General features: G+C 67.7%; 15 protein-coding genes and 1 pseudogene. 7 read left to right on the forward strand and 9 right to left on the reverse strand.

Going from position 1 to position 17361, the window contains the following annotated elements; genetic code table 11:
- From L332_RS17360 to L332_RS17380, 5 genes are all read right to left on the reverse strand, one after another.
- Window positions 1-2214, reverse strand: coding sequence for a heavy metal translocating P-type ATPase (locus L332_RS17360; RefSeq protein ID WP_021009502.1), 2214 nt, complete (start codon window positions 2212-2214; stop codon window positions 1-3).
- A 69-nt stretch (window positions 2215-2283) separates the two neighbouring features.
- Window positions 2284-2604 (reverse strand): hypothetical protein, encoded by a 321-nt coding sequence (locus tag L332_RS30925; RefSeq protein WP_021009503.1) that lies wholly within the window; start codon window positions 2602-2604, stop codon window positions 2284-2286.
- A gap of 10 nt (window positions 2605-2614) precedes the next feature.
- Entirely contained in the window at window positions 2615-4942 is a 2328-nt protein-coding gene (locus tag L332_RS17370; protein ID WP_021009504.1) for a heavy metal translocating P-type ATPase, read from the reverse strand.
- A 55-nt stretch (window positions 4943-4997) separates the two neighbouring features.
- Window positions 4998-5996, reverse strand: a complete 999-nt coding sequence (locus L332_RS17375) for a hypothetical protein (RefSeq protein ID WP_021009505.1) — start codon at window positions 5994-5996, stop codon at window positions 4998-5000.
- Window positions 5993-6205 carry a heavy-metal-associated domain-containing protein gene (locus tag L332_RS17380; RefSeq protein ID WP_021009506.1) on the reverse strand — a complete coding sequence of 71 codons (213 nt, stop codon included), beginning with the start codon at window positions 6203-6205 and terminating at the stop codon, window positions 5993-5995. The genes L332_RS17375 and L332_RS17380 overlap by 4 nt, the downstream gene beginning before the upstream one ends.
- Before the next feature lie 92 nt (window positions 6206-6297).
- On the opposite strand from L332_RS17380, the gene L332_RS17385 reads away from it, so the two are divergent.
- On the forward strand, window positions 6298-7464 hold the full coding sequence (locus L332_RS17385) for an FAD-dependent oxidoreductase (protein WP_021064851.1): 1167 nt from the start codon (window positions 6298-6300) through the stop codon (window positions 7462-7464).
- Between the two features lie 25 nt (window positions 7465-7489).
- Here the strand turns inward: L332_RS17385 and L332_RS17390 are convergent, their stop codons facing one another.
- Window positions 7490-8347, reverse strand: a complete 858-nt coding sequence (locus tag L332_RS17390; RefSeq protein ID WP_021009508.1) for a WD40/YVTN/BNR-like repeat-containing protein — start codon at window positions 8345-8347, stop codon at window positions 7490-7492.
- A 120-nt stretch (window positions 8348-8467) separates the two neighbouring features.
- Entirely contained in the window at window positions 8468-9079 is a 612-nt protein-coding gene (locus L332_RS17395; protein WP_041203756.1) for a DUF305 domain-containing protein, read from the reverse strand.
- Window positions 9080-9679: 600 nt separating this feature from the next.
- Between L332_RS17395 and L332_RS29995 the strand changes: the two genes are divergently transcribed.
- Genes L332_RS29995 through L332_RS17420 form a run of 6 tightly spaced genes read left to right on the forward strand, consistent with a single transcriptional unit; the run spans window position 9680 to window position 16048 of the window.
- Entirely contained in the window at window positions 9680-10900 is a 1221-nt protein-coding gene (locus L332_RS29995; protein ID WP_144060980.1) for an ATP-binding cassette domain-containing protein, read from the forward strand.
- Window positions 10852-11685, forward strand: a complete 834-nt coding sequence (locus L332_RS30000) for an oligopeptide/dipeptide ABC transporter ATP-binding protein (RefSeq protein WP_021064853.1) — start codon at window positions 10852-10854, stop codon at window positions 11683-11685. The genes L332_RS29995 and L332_RS30000 overlap by 49 nt, the downstream gene beginning before the upstream one ends.
- 5 nt (window positions 11686-11690) lie before the next feature.
- A complete protein-coding gene (locus tag L332_RS17405; protein WP_144060982.1) occupies window positions 11691-13352 on the forward strand; it encodes an ABC transporter substrate-binding protein in 1662 nt (553 codons plus the stop codon).
- 24 nt (window positions 13353-13376) lie between these two features.
- Window positions 13377-14360 carry an ABC transporter permease gene (locus L332_RS17410; RefSeq protein ID WP_021009512.1) on the forward strand — a complete coding sequence of 328 codons (984 nt, stop codon included), beginning with the start codon at window positions 13377-13379 and terminating at the stop codon, window positions 14358-14360.
- A complete protein-coding gene (locus L332_RS17415) occupies window positions 14357-15280 on the forward strand; it encodes an ABC transporter permease (protein WP_021009513.1) in 924 nt (307 codons plus the stop codon). Before L332_RS17410 ends, L332_RS17415 begins: the two co-directional genes overlap by 4 nt.
- Window positions 15281-15319: 39 nt before the next feature.
- Entirely contained in the window at window positions 15320-16048 is a 729-nt protein-coding gene (locus L332_RS17420; protein WP_021064856.1) for a PIG-L deacetylase family protein, read from the forward strand.
- A gap of 223 nt (window positions 16049-16271) precedes the next feature.
- On the opposite strand, the gene L332_RS17425 is transcribed toward L332_RS17420, so the two are convergent.
- Both L332_RS17425 and L332_RS30650 read right to left on the reverse strand, forming a co-directional pair.
- The gene (locus tag L332_RS17425) at window positions 16272-16592 is read right to left on the reverse strand and encodes a metal-sensitive transcriptional regulator (protein WP_021009515.1); all 321 of its coding nucleotides are present in this window, start codon (window positions 16590-16592) and stop codon (window positions 16272-16274) included.
- Window positions 16593-17070: 478 nt separating this feature from the next.
- Window positions 17071-17305: pseudogene (locus L332_RS30650) on the reverse strand (four-helix bundle copper-binding protein); the annotation flags it as partial.
- Window positions 17306-17361: the final 56 nt, after the last annotated feature.

The raw sequence follows: 17361 nt of genomic DNA on the forward strand, positions 1-17361 counted from the left end.
TCATCGCTGGAGCACTGCGCGCGCAGTGGACTCGGGCCGCAGGTCGAGGCGGCGCAGCAGCTGCGCGTTGAGCGCGACGACGATCGTGGACAGCGACATCAGGATCGCACCCACCGACATCGGCAGCACGAACCCGATCGGGGCGAGCACACCGGCCGCGAGCGGGACGGAGATGAGGTTGTAGCCGGCTGCCCACCAGAGGTTCTGCTTCATCTTCCGGTATGCGGCGCGCGACAGCTCGATGACCGAGAGCACCGAGCGCGGGTCGTCGCTGGCGAGGATCACGCCGGCCGACGCGATCGCGACGTCGGTGCCGGCGCCGATCGCGAGTCCGACATCGGCCTGCGCGAGTGCCGGAGCGTCGTTCACGCCGTCACCCACCATCGCGACCTTCCGTCCTTCGCGCTGCAGCTCCTGCACCTTCGCCGCCTTGTCCTCCGGACGCACACCCGCGAAGACCCGGTCGATGCCGAGCTCTTGCGCCACCGATTGCGCGACCGCCTCGGCGTCGCCCGTGATCATGACGACCTGGACGCCGAGCGCATGCAGCGCGTCGATCGCCTGTCGCGACTCCTGGCGGATCTCATCGGCGAGGCGCAGCGCACCGACGACCGCGCCGTCCTGGACGACGTGCAGGATGATCGCCCCCTGGGTGCGCCACTCGTCGGCGATGCCGAGCTCTTGCGCGGATTCCTCGGCGAGCATGTAGGGGCCGCCGACGCGGACGGTCGTCCCGTCGATCCTGGCCGTCACGCCGACGGCCGGGGAGGATGAGAAGTCGCTGCTGCGGGGCACCGCGAGGCTCTTGGCGGCGGCGGCCCGGACGATGGCCTTCGCGAGCGGGTGCTCGCTGTCTGCCTCCGCGGCCGCCGCGAGCGCGAGCACCCGATCCGCTTCGTGGCCGTCGACGACGGCGACCTCGGCGACCGTCGGCTCGCCCTTCGTGAGCGTGCCGGTCTTGTCGAACAGCACGGTGTCGACCGTCCGCATGCTCTCGAGCGAGAGGCGATCCTTCACGAGCACCCCGCCGCGCGCTGCGCGCTCCGTCGCGATCGAGACCACGAGCGGGATCGCGAGGCCGAGCGCGTGCGGGCAGGCGATGACGAGCACGGTGATGGTGCGGATCACCGCCGCGTCGGGGAGCCCCACGGCCGACCACACGACCGCCGTGATCGCGCCGGCCGCGATCGCGAACCAGAACAGCCACCCTGCGGCGGTGTCCGCGAGGCGCTGGGCGCGCGAGGAGGAGTTCTGCGCCTCCGTGACCAGTCGCTGGATGCCTGCGAGCGCGGTGTCGTCGCCGGTCGCCGTCACCTCGATGCGGATGCCCGAATCCGTCGCGACGGTACCCGCGGTGACGGAATCGCCGACCGCGCGAGTGACGCTGCGGGACTCCCCGGTGACCATCGACTCATCCATGGCGGCCCGGCCGTCGACGATCCTGCCGTCGGCCGGCACGCTGCCGCCCGGGCGGACCACGACGACGTCGCCGACGACGAGATCCGAGGGGGACACCACGACCACGCTGTCGCCCTCGACCCGGTGCGCCTCATCCGGCAGCAGGGCGGCGAGCGAGTCGAGCGCGGAAGTGGTCTGCGCGAGGGAGCGCATCTCGATCCAGTGCCCCAGCAGCATGATGACGATCAGCAGCGCGAGCTCCCACCAGAAGTCGAGCTCGTGGTCCAGCACGCCGAGGCTCGCGCCCCAGGAGGCGATGAACGCGACCGTGATCGCGAGCCCGATCAGCAGCATCATCCCGGGCTTGCGCGCGCGGATCTCGCTCAGGGCTCCGACCAGGAAGGGCTTGCCGCCCCACACGTACATCACGGTGCCGAGCACCGGGGAGACCCACGCGAGCCACGAGACGTCCGGCAGCTCGTAGCCGAGCACCATGGCGAACATGCCGGAGAGCGCAACGGTCGGGATCGCGAGGGCGAGCATGATCCAGAACAGCCGGCGGAACTGCCCGACGTGATCACCGTGATCGCCGTGATCACCGTGGCCGCGGTGCTGCTCGTGCCCGCTGTGCCGCTCGTGGCCACCGTGGCCGGCGTGCGACTCGTCGCCGTGAGCATTGCGGACCACAGCACCGTCGGTCGCTGCCGACGCGTGCCCACCCATCCGATCGTGCGCACCATGGGACTGATGCTGGGGGTGCGCGGTGCCCTCCGAGGGATCCGTCGGGTGGCCTTGATGCGCGTGCGGGTGGGTCATGGTCGCATCCTCTCGAGTTCGAGGAAGCCGTGCCGGACCGCTCTGGCAACAGGTCCGGCACGACGCGGGTCAGGCTACGGAGGCGTACTTCGCGGGGTCGGCGTCGAAGAGCGGTCCGCAAGCGGCGCAGCACAGGTAGTAGCGCTCGCCGTCGTGGTCGCGGACGAGGCCAGCGGCCTCGGCGTCGCCCTTCAGGATCGTGCTGCCGGGCATGACCGGGCACTCGGCGATGTCACCGGCCGCGGCGCCCTGCCCGTGAGCATCGGCACTGTGGCTGTGGCTGTGAGCCGCGTGGTCGCCGGCGTGGTCATGGCTGCCGTGGCTGTGAGCCTCGTGATCGCCGGCGTGGTCATGGCTGCCGTGGCTGTGGTCGTGACCGGTGTTGCACATGGAGTTCCTCTCAGTGATGGGTGGTGACGGCTGCCGACCGAGCTGCAGGCTGCGGCTCGGTCGTGGCTGTCGGTGTGGGGTCCACCGCCTCGCTCTTGAAGCGGCGGAGGCGGAGGCTGTTGCCGACGACGAAGACGCTGGAGAACGCCATCGCCGCGCCGGCGAGCATGGGATTGAGCAGGCCGAGCGCCGCGAGCGGGATCGCGGCGACGTTGTAGGCGAAGGCCCAGAACAGGTTGCCCTTGATGGTGGCGAGCGTCTTCCGGGAGAGCCGGATGGCGTCGGCGGCGCTGCGCAGGTCGGCGCGGACGAGCGTGAGGTCGGATGCTTCGATCGCGGCATCGGTACCGGAGCCCATCGCGAGACCGAGGTCGGCCTGGGCGAGGGCAGCGGCGTCATTGACGCCATCGCCGACCATCGCGACGGACTTGCCCTCTTGCTGCAGCTTCAAGACGACGTCGACCTTGTCCTGCGGCAGCACCTCCGCGATCACGGCGGTGATGCCGACCTCGGCCGCGATCCGCTCGGCGACCGCCTGGTTGTCACCGGTGAGCAGCACCGGCGTGAGCCCGAGGCGCTTGAACTGCGCCACGGCGGCCGCGCTCGTGGGCCTGACGGTGTCAGCGACGACCAGCACGCCGCGCGCCCGACCGTCCCAGCCGACGGCGATCGCGGTCTTCCCCTGCTGCTCGGCGGCGACCTTCGCCTCGGTGAGCTCGGCGGACAAGTGCAGGGACCAGTCGGCCAGCAGCGAGGCCCGACCGACGATCACCGCGTGCCCGTCAACGACTCCCTGCACCCCCTTGCCCTCGATGTTCGTGAAGCCTTCCGGGGTGGACAGTGCGCCGAGCTCCTGCGTGGCGGCCTTCGCGATGGCCTGCGCGATCGGATGCTCGGAGGCGTCCTCCAGCGCGCCGGCGAGACGCAGCAGCTCGCTCCGATCGGTGCCGGCGGCGGTGTGCACATCGGTGAGCGTCATCTTCCCCGCGGTCACGGTGCCGGTCTTGTCGAGCACGATGGTGTCGATGCGGCGCGTGGACTCGAGCACTTCGGGTCCCTTGATGAGGATCCCCATCTGCGCGCCGCGGCCGGTCCCGACCAGCAGCGCGGTCGGGGTCGCGAGCCCGAGGGCACACGGGCAGGCGATGATCAGCACGGCGACGGCGGCGGTGAAGGCGGCCGCCGCGGGGAACCCCGCCCCGAGCCAGGCGCCCAGTGTGCCCACGGCGATGACGATCACGATCGGCACGAAGATGCCGGAGATCTTGTCGGCCAGGCGCTGCACCTCGGCCTTGCCGGACTGCGCGTCCTCCACGAGCTTCGCCATCTGGGCCAGCTGCGTGTCGGAGCCGACGCGCGTCGCGCGCACGACGAGTCGGCCGCCGGCGTTGACGGTGGCTCCCGTGACGGTGTCGCCCTCCCCGACCTCGACGGGTACGGATTCGCCGGTCAGCATGGAGGCATCGACGGCCGATGTGCCGGAGATGATGGTGCCATCGGTGGCGATCTTCTCGCCCGGCCGGACGACGAACTCGTCGCCGACCACGAGATCCCTGGTCGGGATCCGGATCTCGACGCCATCGCGGAGCACTGCGACGTCCTTCGCGCCCAGGTCGAGCAGCGCGCGCAGCGCGGCGCCGGCCTGCCGCTTCGAGCGCTTCTCGAAGTAGCGGCCAGCCAGGATGAACATCGTCACCCCCGCGCCGACCTCGAGGTAGATATTCGCGGCACCATCACTGGGTGCGACGGTGAGCTCGAACGGGTGCGTCATGCCGGGTATGCCCGCGGTGCCGAAGAACAAGGCGTAGACCGACCACAGCAGTGCGGCGCTCGTCCCCATCGAGATGAGCGTGTCCATCGTCGCGGCTCCGTGCCGCAGGTTCGTCCACGCCGCCTTGTGGAACGGCCATGCTCCCCACACGATGACCGGCGCCGCCAGCGCGAGCGACAGCCACTGCCAGTAAGTGAACTGCAGCACCGGGGCCATAGCCATCGCGATCACCGGAACGGTAAGCACGACCGAGCCGATGAGCCGGTGCCGCAGGCTCACGAGCTCCGCATCCGGCGCCTCGATGTCATCCTCCGCCGCCGAGGACTGCACCGGAGCAGGAAGCGCTGCGGTGTAGCCGGTCTTCTCCACCTCTGCGATCAGCACCGCAGGGTCGAAGTCGGCGGGCGCTGAGACCTTCGCCTTCTCCGTCGCGTAGTTCACGGTCGCGGTGACACCCTCGAGCTTGTTCAGCTTCTTCTCGATCCGCATCGCGCAGGACGCGCATGTCATCCCGCCGATCTCCAGCTCCACGCTGGAATCCGCGGCCGTCGGCTGCAAGTCGGTCATGAACGTCTCCTCGTCGGTGCACCGGGCGCAGCGCGCATCCGGAACGGATTCCTAGTCAGTGCTCGTCGTGCTCAGCGTCGCCGTCGGTGTCTTCCGGACCATCAGTGCCAACGGGTTCCTCCGTGGCGACCGCGGTGTCCGTCGAAGCGATCGCGTCGAGCACGAACTGCGCGGTGTGCACCTGTCCATCGACCTGGAAGTCGAGATACAGCAGATACCGGCCGGCGGTGGGCGTCTCTGCGGTGAACGCCACCTCCGGCCCCGCGACGTCTCCGGGCTGCGGCTCGTCGCCGTGCGCATGCACGTGCATATAGGCCAGGTCGCCCTGGCGAAGCGCCACCAGATGCCCGAACGCTCCGAGATACGGTTCGAGGTCGGTGACGGGATCACCATCTCGGGTCACCTCGACGGTCAGGTCGCTCGCACCCCCCGCCACGAGCTCGCCTGTGACCGCCACGTCGAAGCCGTCGACGGTGTCGCGCAGGCTGACGGCGGCCGCAGGCTGCGGCTCGAGGGCGCCCGCGACGTCGACCATGCGGGAGAGCGTGACGGCGGTCTCGTCAGCGGTGACGAAGTCCGCGTATACCCGATAGCTGCCAGCGCTGTCCCAGCTCCACGGCAGCGACCAGGTCCCTGTGGTCCGATCGAGCTCCGGATGCACGTGACGGTACTCGCTGCCATCGGCGCGGACCGTGATCAGATGCAGATCCTTCCCGTGAGCGGTCTCGAACTCGGTCAGCGGCTCGCCGACGCGGTCGAGGATCTGGAACGAGAGCGAACCCGTCTCGCCCGTCGCCGCAGGCGCTGCGATCGGTCCCATGGTGAGACCCGATCGGGCGATGGTCACGCCGGTCACGTCCACCTCCTCTGCTCGCTGCGCCGTCTGCGATGGTGTTGCCATACCGGAGGATGGATCACCGTGGTCGGCCCGGTCGCCGTGCGACCAACTGGCGGCGGCGTCATCGGGAGCCAATGCGCCGGCGATGGTGAACGTCGCACCGAAGGCGAGCACGAGGCCAGCTCCGTACATGCCCAACCGGGCCGGTGCATTCATCGCAGCGGGGCTGCCTCATAGCCGGCCTCGTCGACCGCGGCGAGGATCGCTGCGTCGTCGATGGACTGCGAGCCGGTGACCACCAGCCGGCCGGTCTGCGCACTCACCTGGACGTTCTCGACCCCCGCAACCTGCTCGACTTCCCCACGGATCGCGACCTCGCAGTGGCCGCAGGTCATGCCGGTGACCTTGAACTCGGAGCTGCTCACGGTGTCTTCCCTCTCGCTTGACAAGATACCCCTGGGGGGTATTGATTCGTCTTAACCTTATACCTGGTCGGAAGTGCGGTCAAGGGGTGACCATGATGTCGAGACTCGAGCCTGACGTGCTGATCGTTGGAGCCGGGGCCGCCGGTCACTCGGCGGCGGTGATGTTGCGCGACCTCGGCTTCGCCGGCTCTGTGCACGTCGTCCATGGCGAGCCGCATCCGCCATACAACCGCACCCTGGTCGACAAGGGGATCTTGCCCGGCCTGCTCACCGCGGGACAGGCTGCGCTCAAGGATCTGTCACCGCTCGGTGTCGAGCTCGAGCAGGGGCGCGCAGCCGCAGTTGACGCAGATCGGTGCGCCGTCCGCCTGCAGGACGGCCGGACGCCGACCTACCGCGCCCTGCTGCTCGCGATGAGAAGCACGCCACGACCGCTCCTCGACCGCGAACGGACAGGCGTCTTCCAACTGCAGAGCGCGGACGACGCCATGCGGATACGCGACCACGTCGGCGGCGATCCAACCGGGCGCACCGTGACGGTGCTCGGCGCCGGGCTGGTGGGGTCGGAGGTCGCGAGCTACTTCGCCACGGCAGGAGCCGACCTGCATCTGGTGGCGCGATCCGACGTGCCACTCGCGCGCGTGCTCGGGCGCCCGATCGCGACGCGGCTCAGCGACCTGCACGCCGAGCACGTCACCGCGCACTTCGGCCGTGCCGTGATCGTCCTGCAGCCGTCGGGGTCGCGAACCCGCGTGCGGCTCGACGATGGCAGCGAGCTGCGCTCTGAACTGGTGATCGTGGCCCAGGGGACAGTGCCCGATACGTCATGGGCGTCCAGCGACGCCGAGGGCATCAGGGTCGACGACCGCCTGCGGTCGATCACGATCCCCCGGGCGTACGCGGCCGGCGCGGCCTCGGCGCACACGATGCCGGACGGCACATTGCGCCGCATCGACCACTGGGACGACGCAGTTGCGCAGGGCGCGCATGCCGCGCGGACGATCATGCACGATCTCGGTGAAGGTGAGGACCCGGGCCCGTATCGCCCGGCATCCGGCTTCAGCTTGCAGGTGCACGGGCTGTCGATCATGGGTGTCGGCGCCGCGGCTCCGGATCCGGTCATCGATACGGCATCGTCCCCTGACGGCAGCCTCATCACGACCTTCCGTGACAGGCAGGGCAATCTGACGGGCGCGGTCGGGCTCTCGACCGCACCCGAGATCCTCGCCATCAAGACCCAGCTCGCGGGCGGCCGGTAGGCACCGACCGCACCGCGGCCTGCGCTCACGGGATGAGTGACTGCCAGGTCTGGCCGAGGTCACCGGTGCGCTGCAGTCCGGACTCGGTCGCCACGATCACCTCGCCGTCGGGCAGGAGTGTGAGGGCGTGGATCTGCTCTGGAGTCGTGCCCTCGGCCGTCCACCGCTGCGCAGGGCCGGATCGCCACAGCGTGCCGACGAGGTCGACACCGATGACCGTGTCCTCGGAGCCGGCGAGCAGCACCAGGGGCGGGGCGCCCTCGACCGGCTGGAAGCTCTGACCCATGTCGGTGCTGACGCCGAGACCGGCGATGCTCGTCATCAGCAGTCCGTCGCTGGTGGCCAGCAGGTCGTAGGGTTCCTCGGCGGCGCCCTCGCGCCAGGACACGCCCATATCGTCGCTGATCAGGATCTGACCCGCGTGCGCACCGACGACCGCACCCGCGAACCGGTCGTACGTGAGCGCGTGGAAGTCAGCCACGCCCTCGAGCGCCACGGCCTCCCAGCGCTCGCCCTCGTCGGAGCTCCTGATCAAGCCGAGGTTCGGCCCCTGCAGATGCTGTGGCCCGGAGGCTCCGGGATGGCCGGAGGCGAGCAGTTCACCATTGGCGCGGGTCAGGCCCATGAGGTCGATGACGTGCTCGCCCATTGGGCCGACCACATCACCGGAACCGAGGTCGACGGTGAACAGTCCGTTGTGGGTGCCGACGAGCAATGACAACCCGTCCTCGCTCGGGATGAGCTTATGGATGTGGTTGTCCGTCGTGAGGGACGCCGCGGTCGCGCCCGTGGCGGCGCACGCAGTGGCGGCCAGCACGATCGCGGCGGAGAGCGCAGCGGCCGCACCGACGCGCCGGCGGCTCGGTGATCGATGATGCTGCACAGACCCATCCTTCTCGAAGCGGTTGCTGAAAGGGGCGGGGGCGCCGGCGCCCTACTCGGCATCAATGCCTGCATGCTGCAGGAGCAGAGCCTTGCGCCAACCACGCGGTCGATGCTGCAGTCAGCTCGCGCACTGGCGCTCTGCCGGCTCCTCATATGCCGGCACGGGACGAGCCTCGGCCTCTTCCTGCGTGCTCGCCACGCCATTGGTCTCGATGTCTCCGATGAGCCAGTCCATCTCGAAGATCTCCCGCCGCTGCGCCTCGCTGATCTCGACCGCCAGCTCGCACACCCGCACGTCTTCGATGCCGGCGCGCTCGGAGCGCGTGATGGCAAGGGAGTGGTGCGGGATCATCGCGCTCATGAAATCAGTGTCATCGACCGTGGCCTGCGTGCGGTCGAGGACGATGCCACCCCCGAGCAGCAGCACGCTGACCGCGATCACCGCGATGTTGCCCTTCGGGTTCTTGTACATCCGCAGCATCCACGCGAGCATGACGAGCGCCATCGCGCCGCCCATGGTCAATGCCATGAACAGGCGGCTCTCGCTCCAGCGGACGTGGCCCCACTCCCAGGAGCCGGCGTACATCGCCCCGTACATGATGACCATGCCGGTAAGGATCATGGCGGCGAAGCGGAGGTATGCCTTCGCACCGGTGCTGGACTGATGCTTGTCCTCGACGTGACCTCCTCGCTCATGCTGGTGCTCATCGTCGTGCTTCATCGTCGCCATGATCGGCACTCCCTTCTCGTCTTCGCACCGACGCCGAAGACTCCCGGTCTCCGGCTCATAGGCTGGAACCGGCGGTTCCTGGGCCATCGGAGCTCATGCCGTGGGCATGCCTCCACCATCCCACGGAACGAGCGACCCGCCAGCGCCGAGTGTTCGCGGTGCAGGCTCGCCGGTCGATGTCGCCGCAGCTGTTCGGACCGGGCTCCAGCATGGTGCTCTGGCTGCAGATAGGCGAGGTGAACCTCGAGTAGCACTCGAGTGACAGCGTCGCCCTGGTCGCGCGGGGGCTTCACCAGCGTGCCCCAAGCGCATCTGCGAGGGCAGCTCGCTCTCGCGCGCCTCTTGCGCTTCGCGCTCATTTCGAAGCCGCTCCTGGTCGGCTCACCACGATCGCGCAGCGATCTACGACGAACACTGAGGCTGCGCTTCATTCCTGTGGGCGTCTGGGCTGTCGCACGGCTTGAATACCCGCCGTCTGGCTTCGATTCCGAAGCCCAGCAGCAGCCCGCCGCGACTCGTCGTCGGGAGCTCGCAACGCGCGATTCGATCAGGTGCTTCGCATTCTTCGTATTCCCGTGTACCGTCGTGGCATACCCCCGGGTGGTATCAAGCAAGCGGCTCGACGACGAACCGAATGTTCGCTGGACGAGCCGGCTCGACACGAGCCCGATCTTCGAGATGCAAAGGACTGCGATGCTGAACCCGGAAGCAGATGCGTACTCGACGACAGCGCTGGCTCACCGCCCCGTGGCGTTGGAGATCACTGGTTTGAGTGTTTCCTTCCACACCGGCGGCGAAGAGATCCACGCTGTGCGCGACGTCAGCATCAACGTCCGTGCCGGCACGACGCATGCGATCGTCGGGGAGTCTGGATCCGGCAAGAGCGTCACGATGATGAGCGTGCTCGGACTGCTGCCGACTGAAGCGCGCGTCACCGGCTCGATCCGGTATCAGGGAGCGGAGCTGGTGAACGGCACCGATGCCGAGCTGCGAGCGGTGCGCGGCGCCGAGATCGGCGTGATCTTCCAGGATCCGCTCTCGTCCTTGAATCCGGTCAAGACCGTCGGAGCGCAGATCCTGGAATCCATGACCGCGCATCGTGGCACGGCGGCGCGGGCGACCTGGAAGCGGGCCGCTGAACTGTTGGCGGAGGTGGGCATCCCAGAGGCGGAGCGGCGCGTGAAGGAGTATCCGCACCAATTCTCTGGCGGCATGCGCCAGCGCGTCATGATCGCGATGGTCCTCGCCGCGGAACCGAAGGTGCTGATAGCCGATGAGGCAACGACAGCTCTGGACGTGACGGTTCAGGCGCAGATCCTCAAGCTGGTGCAACGCATCACAGCGGAGCGGTCCATGACGACCATCTGGATCAGCCACGACCTCGGCGTGGTGGCGCAGATCGCCGATGAGATCACCGTCATGCAGAGCGGGCGCGTCGTCGAGCACGGGACGTGCGTCGACATCTTCGCCAACCCACAGGAGCAGTACACGTCCGAATTGCTTCGGAGCATGCCGCGCCTGGACGCGCCGCTGCGCGAGCTGCCCACACCGAGCACGGCCGCCGCAGCCGCGTCAGTCGAGGTCCGAGATCTCGAGGTCGCCTACCAGATGAAGCGCAGCCTGCGCGGAGGCGATCGCGTCGTGCGAGCGGTCGACGGCGTCTCTCTCTCGATCGGGGCCGGTGAGACGTTGGGGCTCGTAGGAGAGAGCGGTTCCGACAGTCGACGTTCGCGCGAGCGCTCCTGGGCCTGGAGCCGACGCGTCATGGCACCGTGCGAGTCGCCGGGAACGACATCGTCGGCGCCAAGCGGGCGTCCCTGAGCGCCCTCCGGCGGAACGCGCAGCTGGTCTTCCAGGATCCCTCATCATCGATGAACCCGGGACTTCCCGTGCGAGAGATCGTGACAGAGCCGTTGCTGATCAACCACAGGATGTCGGCATCGGACCGCCGGACTCGCGCTGCCGAGCTCCTCGAGCTCGTCGAGCTCGACCCGCAACTGGCCTCGCGGTATCCGCATCAGTTGAGCGGCGGGCAGCGGCAACGGGTCGCGATCGCAAGGGCGCTCAGCCTAGAGCCATCACTGCTCGTTTGCGATGAGCCGGTCTCTGCTTTGGATGTGACTGTCCAGACCCAGATCCTCGAGCTGCTGCGTCGCCTTCAAGCGGATCTCGGCATCTCGCTGCTGGTGATCTCGCACGACCTTGCGGTGATCCGTGACATCGCCCATCGGGTGGCCGTCATGTACTTGGGCAAACTCGTGGAGGTCGGGGATCGCGCTGCCATCTTCGACTCCCCCCAGCATCCGTATACTCGCGCCCTGCTCGCCGCCGTGCCGGTCCCGGATCCCAGGCGGAGAACTCCGCCGACCCCGTTGCAGGGCGATCCTCCGAGCCCGCTCGCGCCGCCGGCTGGCTGTCGCTTCCACACGCGATGCCCCGCCGCGGTCCTCGGGCGGTGCGATGCGGCCGTGCCGGCGCTCAGGCCACGGGCACCGCGTCACGATGTCGCGTGTGTTCGCCTCGGTGAGTCAGACCTCTCGGACGCCAGACCTGGTTTGAGAACACCGAGCGCCTCGACCGAGGCACGACATGAGAGAACGGAGTGAAGGCAATGCATCGAATCAACCGACGACGACGTTGGGCACTGATCGCCCCCGTGGCCGCTACCGCCACCCTGCTTGCAGGCTGTTCCGCCGGGGGCGGCGCGACGCCGACGGACGATCCCGCAGCGGAGGGCCCGAGCGGCGCGGAGATCGTCCGGATGGCGAACTTCGGACAGGAGGGCAACATCACTCCTCACACCTACGAGACCGCAACCGGCTACAACCTGCTCGGCCTCGTCTACGACTCCCTACTGCAGATCGATGAGGACGGCGTTCCCCAGCCCTGGTTGGCCGAGGAGCTCACGATCTCGGACGACGGTCTCACCTACACGATGCCGATCCGCGACGACGCCGTCTGGCACGACGGTGAGCCGCTGACAGCGGAGGACGTGGCGTTCAGCTTCGACTACTACCAGAATGGCCCTCCCGGCCGATTCCGGACCGCCGTCTCGGCCGTCGAGTCGGCCACCGCCGACAGCGACACGGTGACCGTGCAGCTGACCCAGCCAGCAGCCTCGTTCGAGCTCCGCACGCTCGCCGAGGTACCGATCCTGCCAGAGCACATCTGGTCCAGCATCCCCGCTCCGGACGAGGCGCCGTTCGACGATTCGACGAACGTCGGGTCCGGCCCGTACCGACTCGTCGAGTCGGACCCGGGAACGAGCTACATGTTCGAGATGAACCCTGACTACTTCGCCGGCACTCCCACGGTCGAGGAGATCAGGGTCATCCAGTTCGCGAACGACGCCGGCGCGGTCGCCGCGCTCCGATCCGGCGAGGTCGACATGATCACTCGTTCTGTCACCCCGGAGCAGATCCCGGTCCTGAACTCGCAGGAGGGGTTGTCGGTGCTCGAGGGCCCGGAGTACGTCACCACGCTCCTGGTGTTCGACACGCAGAAGGAGCCCTTCTCGAACGTCGCGGTCCGTCAGGCGATGGATCTGGCAACCGATCGCGAGCTGCTCGTCTCGGATGTCTATCTCGGCGCTGCGATCCCTGGGAACGCGGGTTGGGTGCACCCCGAGTCGCCCTTCTTCGATGAGAGCGTCGAGACGACGTTCGACGTCGACGCGGCGAATGCGCTGCTCGATGACGCCGGCATCACGGACAGCGACGGCGACGGCGTCCGCGAGCTCGACGGCGAACCGCTCGAGGTCGAGCTGCTCGCCGTGTCGAGCAACGCGCTTCGGATGAGGATCGCCGAACTGCTGGCATCGCAGTATGCCGAGATCGGGATGAACATCGAGGTCGCATCTCTGGACCAGGAAGCCTTCGACCAGTTGACGTGGCCGGAGTACGACGTCGCGCTGGGACGCAACTACGACATGGCCGTGTTCGGGTGGTCCGCACCCACCCAGGCGGACATCGGGCAGATGGGGGCGCTCGTGGACAGCGACCCGACCCTCGGAAACCTGAACATCATGGGCTATGTCAGCGACGAGGCTGATGCTCTGGCCGCCGAGTTGCGCACCGAGTCGGATCCGGATGCGCGCGCGGCAGTCGCCGATGAGCTCCAAGCGCTCATCGCCGAGGAGCTTCCGCTGATCACGCTGCTCTACCCGAACGGGCTCTACGGGCACTCGCCTGCCGCATTCGACGGCTGGACTTCGATCACCGGTCAGGGTCCGATCAACAAGCTGTCCTTCATCCCCGCCGACGCGCGGCCCTGACGGTCGAGCACTGACGAGAAGGAGGTGGCCACTGTGGGCCCCTGGCGATTCTTCCTACCCCGAGTCGGGCAGTACGCGATCGTGCTCGCGGTGGCCATCTCTCTCAACTTCTTCCTCCCCCGGCTGATGCCGGGAAGTCCGCTCGCGCTGCTCGCCGGCGTCGAGCCGTCTGAGCTGACCCAGGAAGAGCGCCAGGCGCTCATCAGCGAAGCAGGGCTGGACCAGCCGATGATCGTCCAGTACTTCCGGTACTGGGGCAACGTTCTGACATTCAACTTCGGCAAGTCGTTCCGCATGAACGAACCGATCGGCGAGCTCATCCTCGATCGCTTGCCGTGGACCTTGCTGATCACCCTGACCGCGCTGCTGCTGTCGTCACTCATCGGCATCGCATTGGGGGTCCTTGCGGCCTGGCGGCGCGGCCGCGCCTCGGATGTCGCCAGTCTCAACACGATGATCGCCCTGGAATCGACGCCGTCGTTCTGGCTCGGGATGCTCTTCGTCGCGCTGTTCTCCGTGACACTGGGCTGGCTCCCCTCGTATGGAGCTGTGACACCCGGAGCGACGCTGTCGCCATGGGAGACGATCGTCGATGTCGCCGCGCATGCCGCTATGCCCATCCTGACCCTGACGATCCTCAGCGTGCCGGGCATCTTCCTCACGATGCGGTACTCCACCCTGTCGGTGATGGGTGAGGACTTCATCAGGACAGCGCAGGCGAAGGGGCTCACGAACACCCAGGTGCTCTCCCGCCATGTGGTCCGCAACGCCATCGTCCCCGTCAGCACAGTCATCGCACTGCGGCTCGGATTCGCATTCGGCGGCACTGTCGTGATCGAGACGGTGTTCTCGTACCCAGGGCTGGGCCGGCTCGTCTTCGAAGCTGTCTCATCGCGGGACTACCCGGTGATGCAAGCGACCTTCCTCGTGTTCACCATCGCCGTGCTCATCGCCAACACCCTGGCCGACCTGCTGTATCCGCGCCTCGACCCAAGGACTAGGACATGACGCCCAAGACCCCATCCCCGGCACGACCGAAGACGAGCGGGGTTCCGACGGTCAGCATCCGCACGTTCATCACCCCGCGCGACTCCACGCGCCTTGCCCCACGCGACTTCACTCGGGTCATAGGCACCGTGGGCGCCATCATCGTGAGCACGCTCGTGCTCGTGGCGATCTTCGCGCCGCTGATCGCTCCGTACGACCCCTCGATCCGTGCCGGTGCACCCTTCTCGCCGCCGAGTGCCGAACACCTGCTCGGCACGAACGACGTCGGACAGGACATCCTCAGCGAGCTGATCTTCGGCACGCGGGTGTCACTCATGGTCGGCGTCGTCGCCGCGAGTGCCGCCATGCTCATCGGCACGACCATCGGGCTCGTGGGCGGCTACTTCCCGCGGGTGGGGGGGATCATCATGCGCGGCGTTGACGTCGTCCTCGTGCTGCCCTTCCTGCCGTTGCTCATTGTGCTCTCCACGTACCTCGGCCGCAGCGTGCTCAACACGATCCTCGTGATCGCGTTCCTGATCTGGGCGCCGACAGCACGGGTCATCCGCTCGCAGGTGCTCAGCCTGTCGCGTCGCGACTACGTCACCGCGGCGCGCTCCATGAATGCCGGGGACGGCTACATCATCCGGCGGCACGTGCTTCCGCGCACGTTCCTGCTGGCGATCGGGGAGTTCGTCGCGGCGACGAGCGCGGCGATCCTCTTGGAGTCGTCGCTGTCGTTCCTCGGGCTCGGCGACCCTCTCCAGAAGAGCTGGGGATCCGTCCTGTACTGGGCGCAGGCTCGCGGAGCCTTTCTCACCCCGGCCTGGCAGTGGTGGGTGCTCCCACCGGGCGTGCTGATCATGCTCGCCGCCCTCGGCTTCGCGCTTCTCGGCTATGCCTTGGAGCAGAAGATCAATCCACGACTTCGCCGTGCTTGACGGCGTCCGTTAGAAAGGAACAGGATGACAAGAGTTCTCATGATGGCCAGCTATGGTCTCGAGATCGTCGAGTGCGGAGGTGCAATCGCGACCGCGCTCGCAGCCGGAGACTCGGTTCACGCGGCCGTGCTCATGTGCCGCGACGAGAGTCGCCCGCAGGTAGGCCGATCCGCCGAAGCACTCGGCATCACCACTGAGGTCGACTTCTTGGACGTCGCGTTCGGCGAGGTCGACTTCCTCGGCGATGCGAAGACGAAGGTCGTCTCGCTCATCCGTCGGGTGAAGCCCGACATCATCATCATGCAAGACCCGGAACACGCGCAGCATGACCTTGACCCCGACCGAAGAGTGATCGCAATTCTCTACGCAGAAGCGCTCTCGGTGGCGGGGCGCGACTGGCGGATCGAGGAGTGCGGCGGACATCAGCCGCACCCTGTGCCCACGATCTACTACATGACGCCGGAGCGCCCCAATTGCGTCGTGGAGATCGGCGAGCACCTGCCGAAGAAGCTCGACGCCCTCGCGACGCTGACATCGCAGAACACCTTCAGTGCCGAGCATTGGCTGGCGGACACGAGCCCGGAGATCCTCAAATCCATCGTGCCCGCGTGGACGGATGGGAAGACCGACACACTTGGCCTCGAGGGGCAACGCGCGCTCTTCACCGCGCTCGCCATCAGCAATGGACTCGCCTCCCATTCCGGCGCTGTGCTGGGCGAGCCGTACCGACGGGAAGGCACCTTCCTGCTCGACCGCCTCGTGAAGTGACGGGTGTGGTCGTCTCGTAACGGGACGGCTACAAAGCCGGAACTCAGCACGGCACTCAAGCGGCTCGTCAAGGGCTGGAGTTCCGCAAGCTGTCGTAACAGCGAGCTTCGCCGGTCAGCGCTCCCGGGAGTTGAACGAGACGCTTAGTTCGATCCCGGGAGCGCCGTGGCAACGACGCGCACGCGATCGCTTCTTCCGGCAGAGGCTGCTCCGAATCGGTGGTTCAGCGGATGAGACGACCGATGGCTTGAGACGCCTCGCGGATCTTGTCCTCGGCGACGTCGCCGCCAGACAGAGCGGCGTCCGTCACGCAGTGGCGTAGGTGGTCCTCGAGAAGTCCGACGGCGACATTCTGCAACGCGCCCGTGAGAGCGGCGATCTGCGTGAGGATCTCGATGCAGTACTGCTCCTCGTCGACCATGCGTTGGATGCCGCGCGCCTGTCCCTCGATCCGTCGGAGTCGCGCGAGATACCGCGCCTTGTCAGTGATGTAACCGTGCTCCCCCAGCTCGCAGGCGGTCCCTGTCGTCGTGATGCCTGTCATGGTTCCCTCCGGTCCGGATGCTCTCATCGATGCTGAACGACTCGGGTCGTGGCGTCACTCCGCAGATCGAGACGGCACAGCTGAGAACTCGGCGCAACGACAATTGTAAGACAGCTTCATCTTGCGGGCGCGGCGCGAGAGCGCTCGATCACGGAGACAACCGTTCTCCCAATCGCTGGCGAGAGTCACGTCTGCGCATGCGATCGCGACATCGGTGCTGATCCCGAGCGCGGACCCGACATCGGCTGGCGCAAGGGGTGCGTCGATGACGTCTCGTCGAGCATCGCGATCGTCCGGCTTTGGCGCTGCAACTGCGGCACATCCGCAACCTTGTCCATTCGCGTTGACTGACCGGGCGCCACGAGACACGCGCAGCCCCGCACAGCGGCCGAGGAGGGAGCACGGCCGAGCAGCCGGCCTGGCGGCGCTTCACCCTGCCGCTCTTCAGGAGCGATCGCCGATCAGCCGAGCGCGGCGAAAGATCGGCGCACGCGCGCTCCCAGCGCCGACATGCCTCGGCGCACACCCGGGAGTGCTCGTGTATCGCCGCCTGCTGCTCGCATCTCATCCGCGCAAGCCTTGCATGCCGCCCGCCAGGCCTCCAGGAACGCGCAGACGGCGCCTGCGTCGGAACCGGTCTGACGCCAGAGCACTCGACCAGTCGTCTCGCAAGCGTCGGCGCAGTCGAGGTTCATGCGGATGCATATGGTAAGTCGGCGACGAGGCACGCGTCAACTTACCGACGTGCCTCAGCTTCTTTGAGCGCGGG

The sequence above is a fragment of the Agrococcus pavilionensis RW1 genome (assembly GCF_000400485.1).
GTDB classification, from domain to species: Bacteria; Actinomycetota; Actinomycetes; order Actinomycetales; family Microbacteriaceae; genus Agrococcus; species Agrococcus pavilionensis.

What these genes read in the sequence shown, in the direction of transcription:
- L332_RS17375 (WP_021009505.1), bottom strand. Translation starts at nt 5,996, where the DNA reads ATGAATGCACCGGCCCGGTTGGGCATGTACGGAGCTGGCCTCGTGCTC.
- L332_RS17370 (WP_021009504.1), bottom strand. Translation starts at nt 4,942, where the DNA reads ATGACCGACTTGCAGCCGACGGCCGCGGATTCCAGCGTGGAGCTGGAG.
- L332_RS17415 (WP_021009513.1), top strand. Translation starts at nt 14,357, where the DNA reads ATGACGCCCAAGACCCCATCCCCGGCACGACCGAAGACGAGCGGGGTT.
- L332_RS17405 (WP_144060982.1), top strand. Translation starts at nt 11,691, where the DNA reads ATGCATCGAATCAACCGACGACGACGTTGGGCACTGATCGCCCCCGTG.
- L332_RS30925 (WP_021009503.1), bottom strand. Translation starts at nt 2,604, where the DNA reads ATGTGCAACACCGGTCACGACCACAGCCACGGCAGCCATGACCACGCC.
- L332_RS17360 (WP_021009502.1), bottom strand. Translation starts at nt 2,214, where the DNA reads ATGACCCACCCGCACGCGCATCAAGGCCACCCGACGGATCCCTCGGAG.
- L332_RS17420 (WP_021064856.1), top strand. Translation starts at nt 15,320, where the DNA reads ATGATGGCCAGCTATGGTCTCGAGATCGTCGAGTGCGGAGGTGCAATC.
- L332_RS17395 (WP_041203756.1), bottom strand. Translation starts at nt 9,079, where the DNA reads ATGGCGACGATGAAGCACGACGATGAGCACCAGCATGAGCGAGGAGGT.
- L332_RS17385 (WP_021064851.1), top strand. Translation starts at nt 6,298, where the DNA reads ATGATGTCGAGACTCGAGCCTGACGTGCTGATCGTTGGAGCCGGGGCC.
- L332_RS17425 (WP_021009515.1), bottom strand. Translation starts at nt 16,592, where the DNA reads ATGACAGGCATCACGACGACAGGGACCGCCTGCGAGCTGGGGGAGCAC.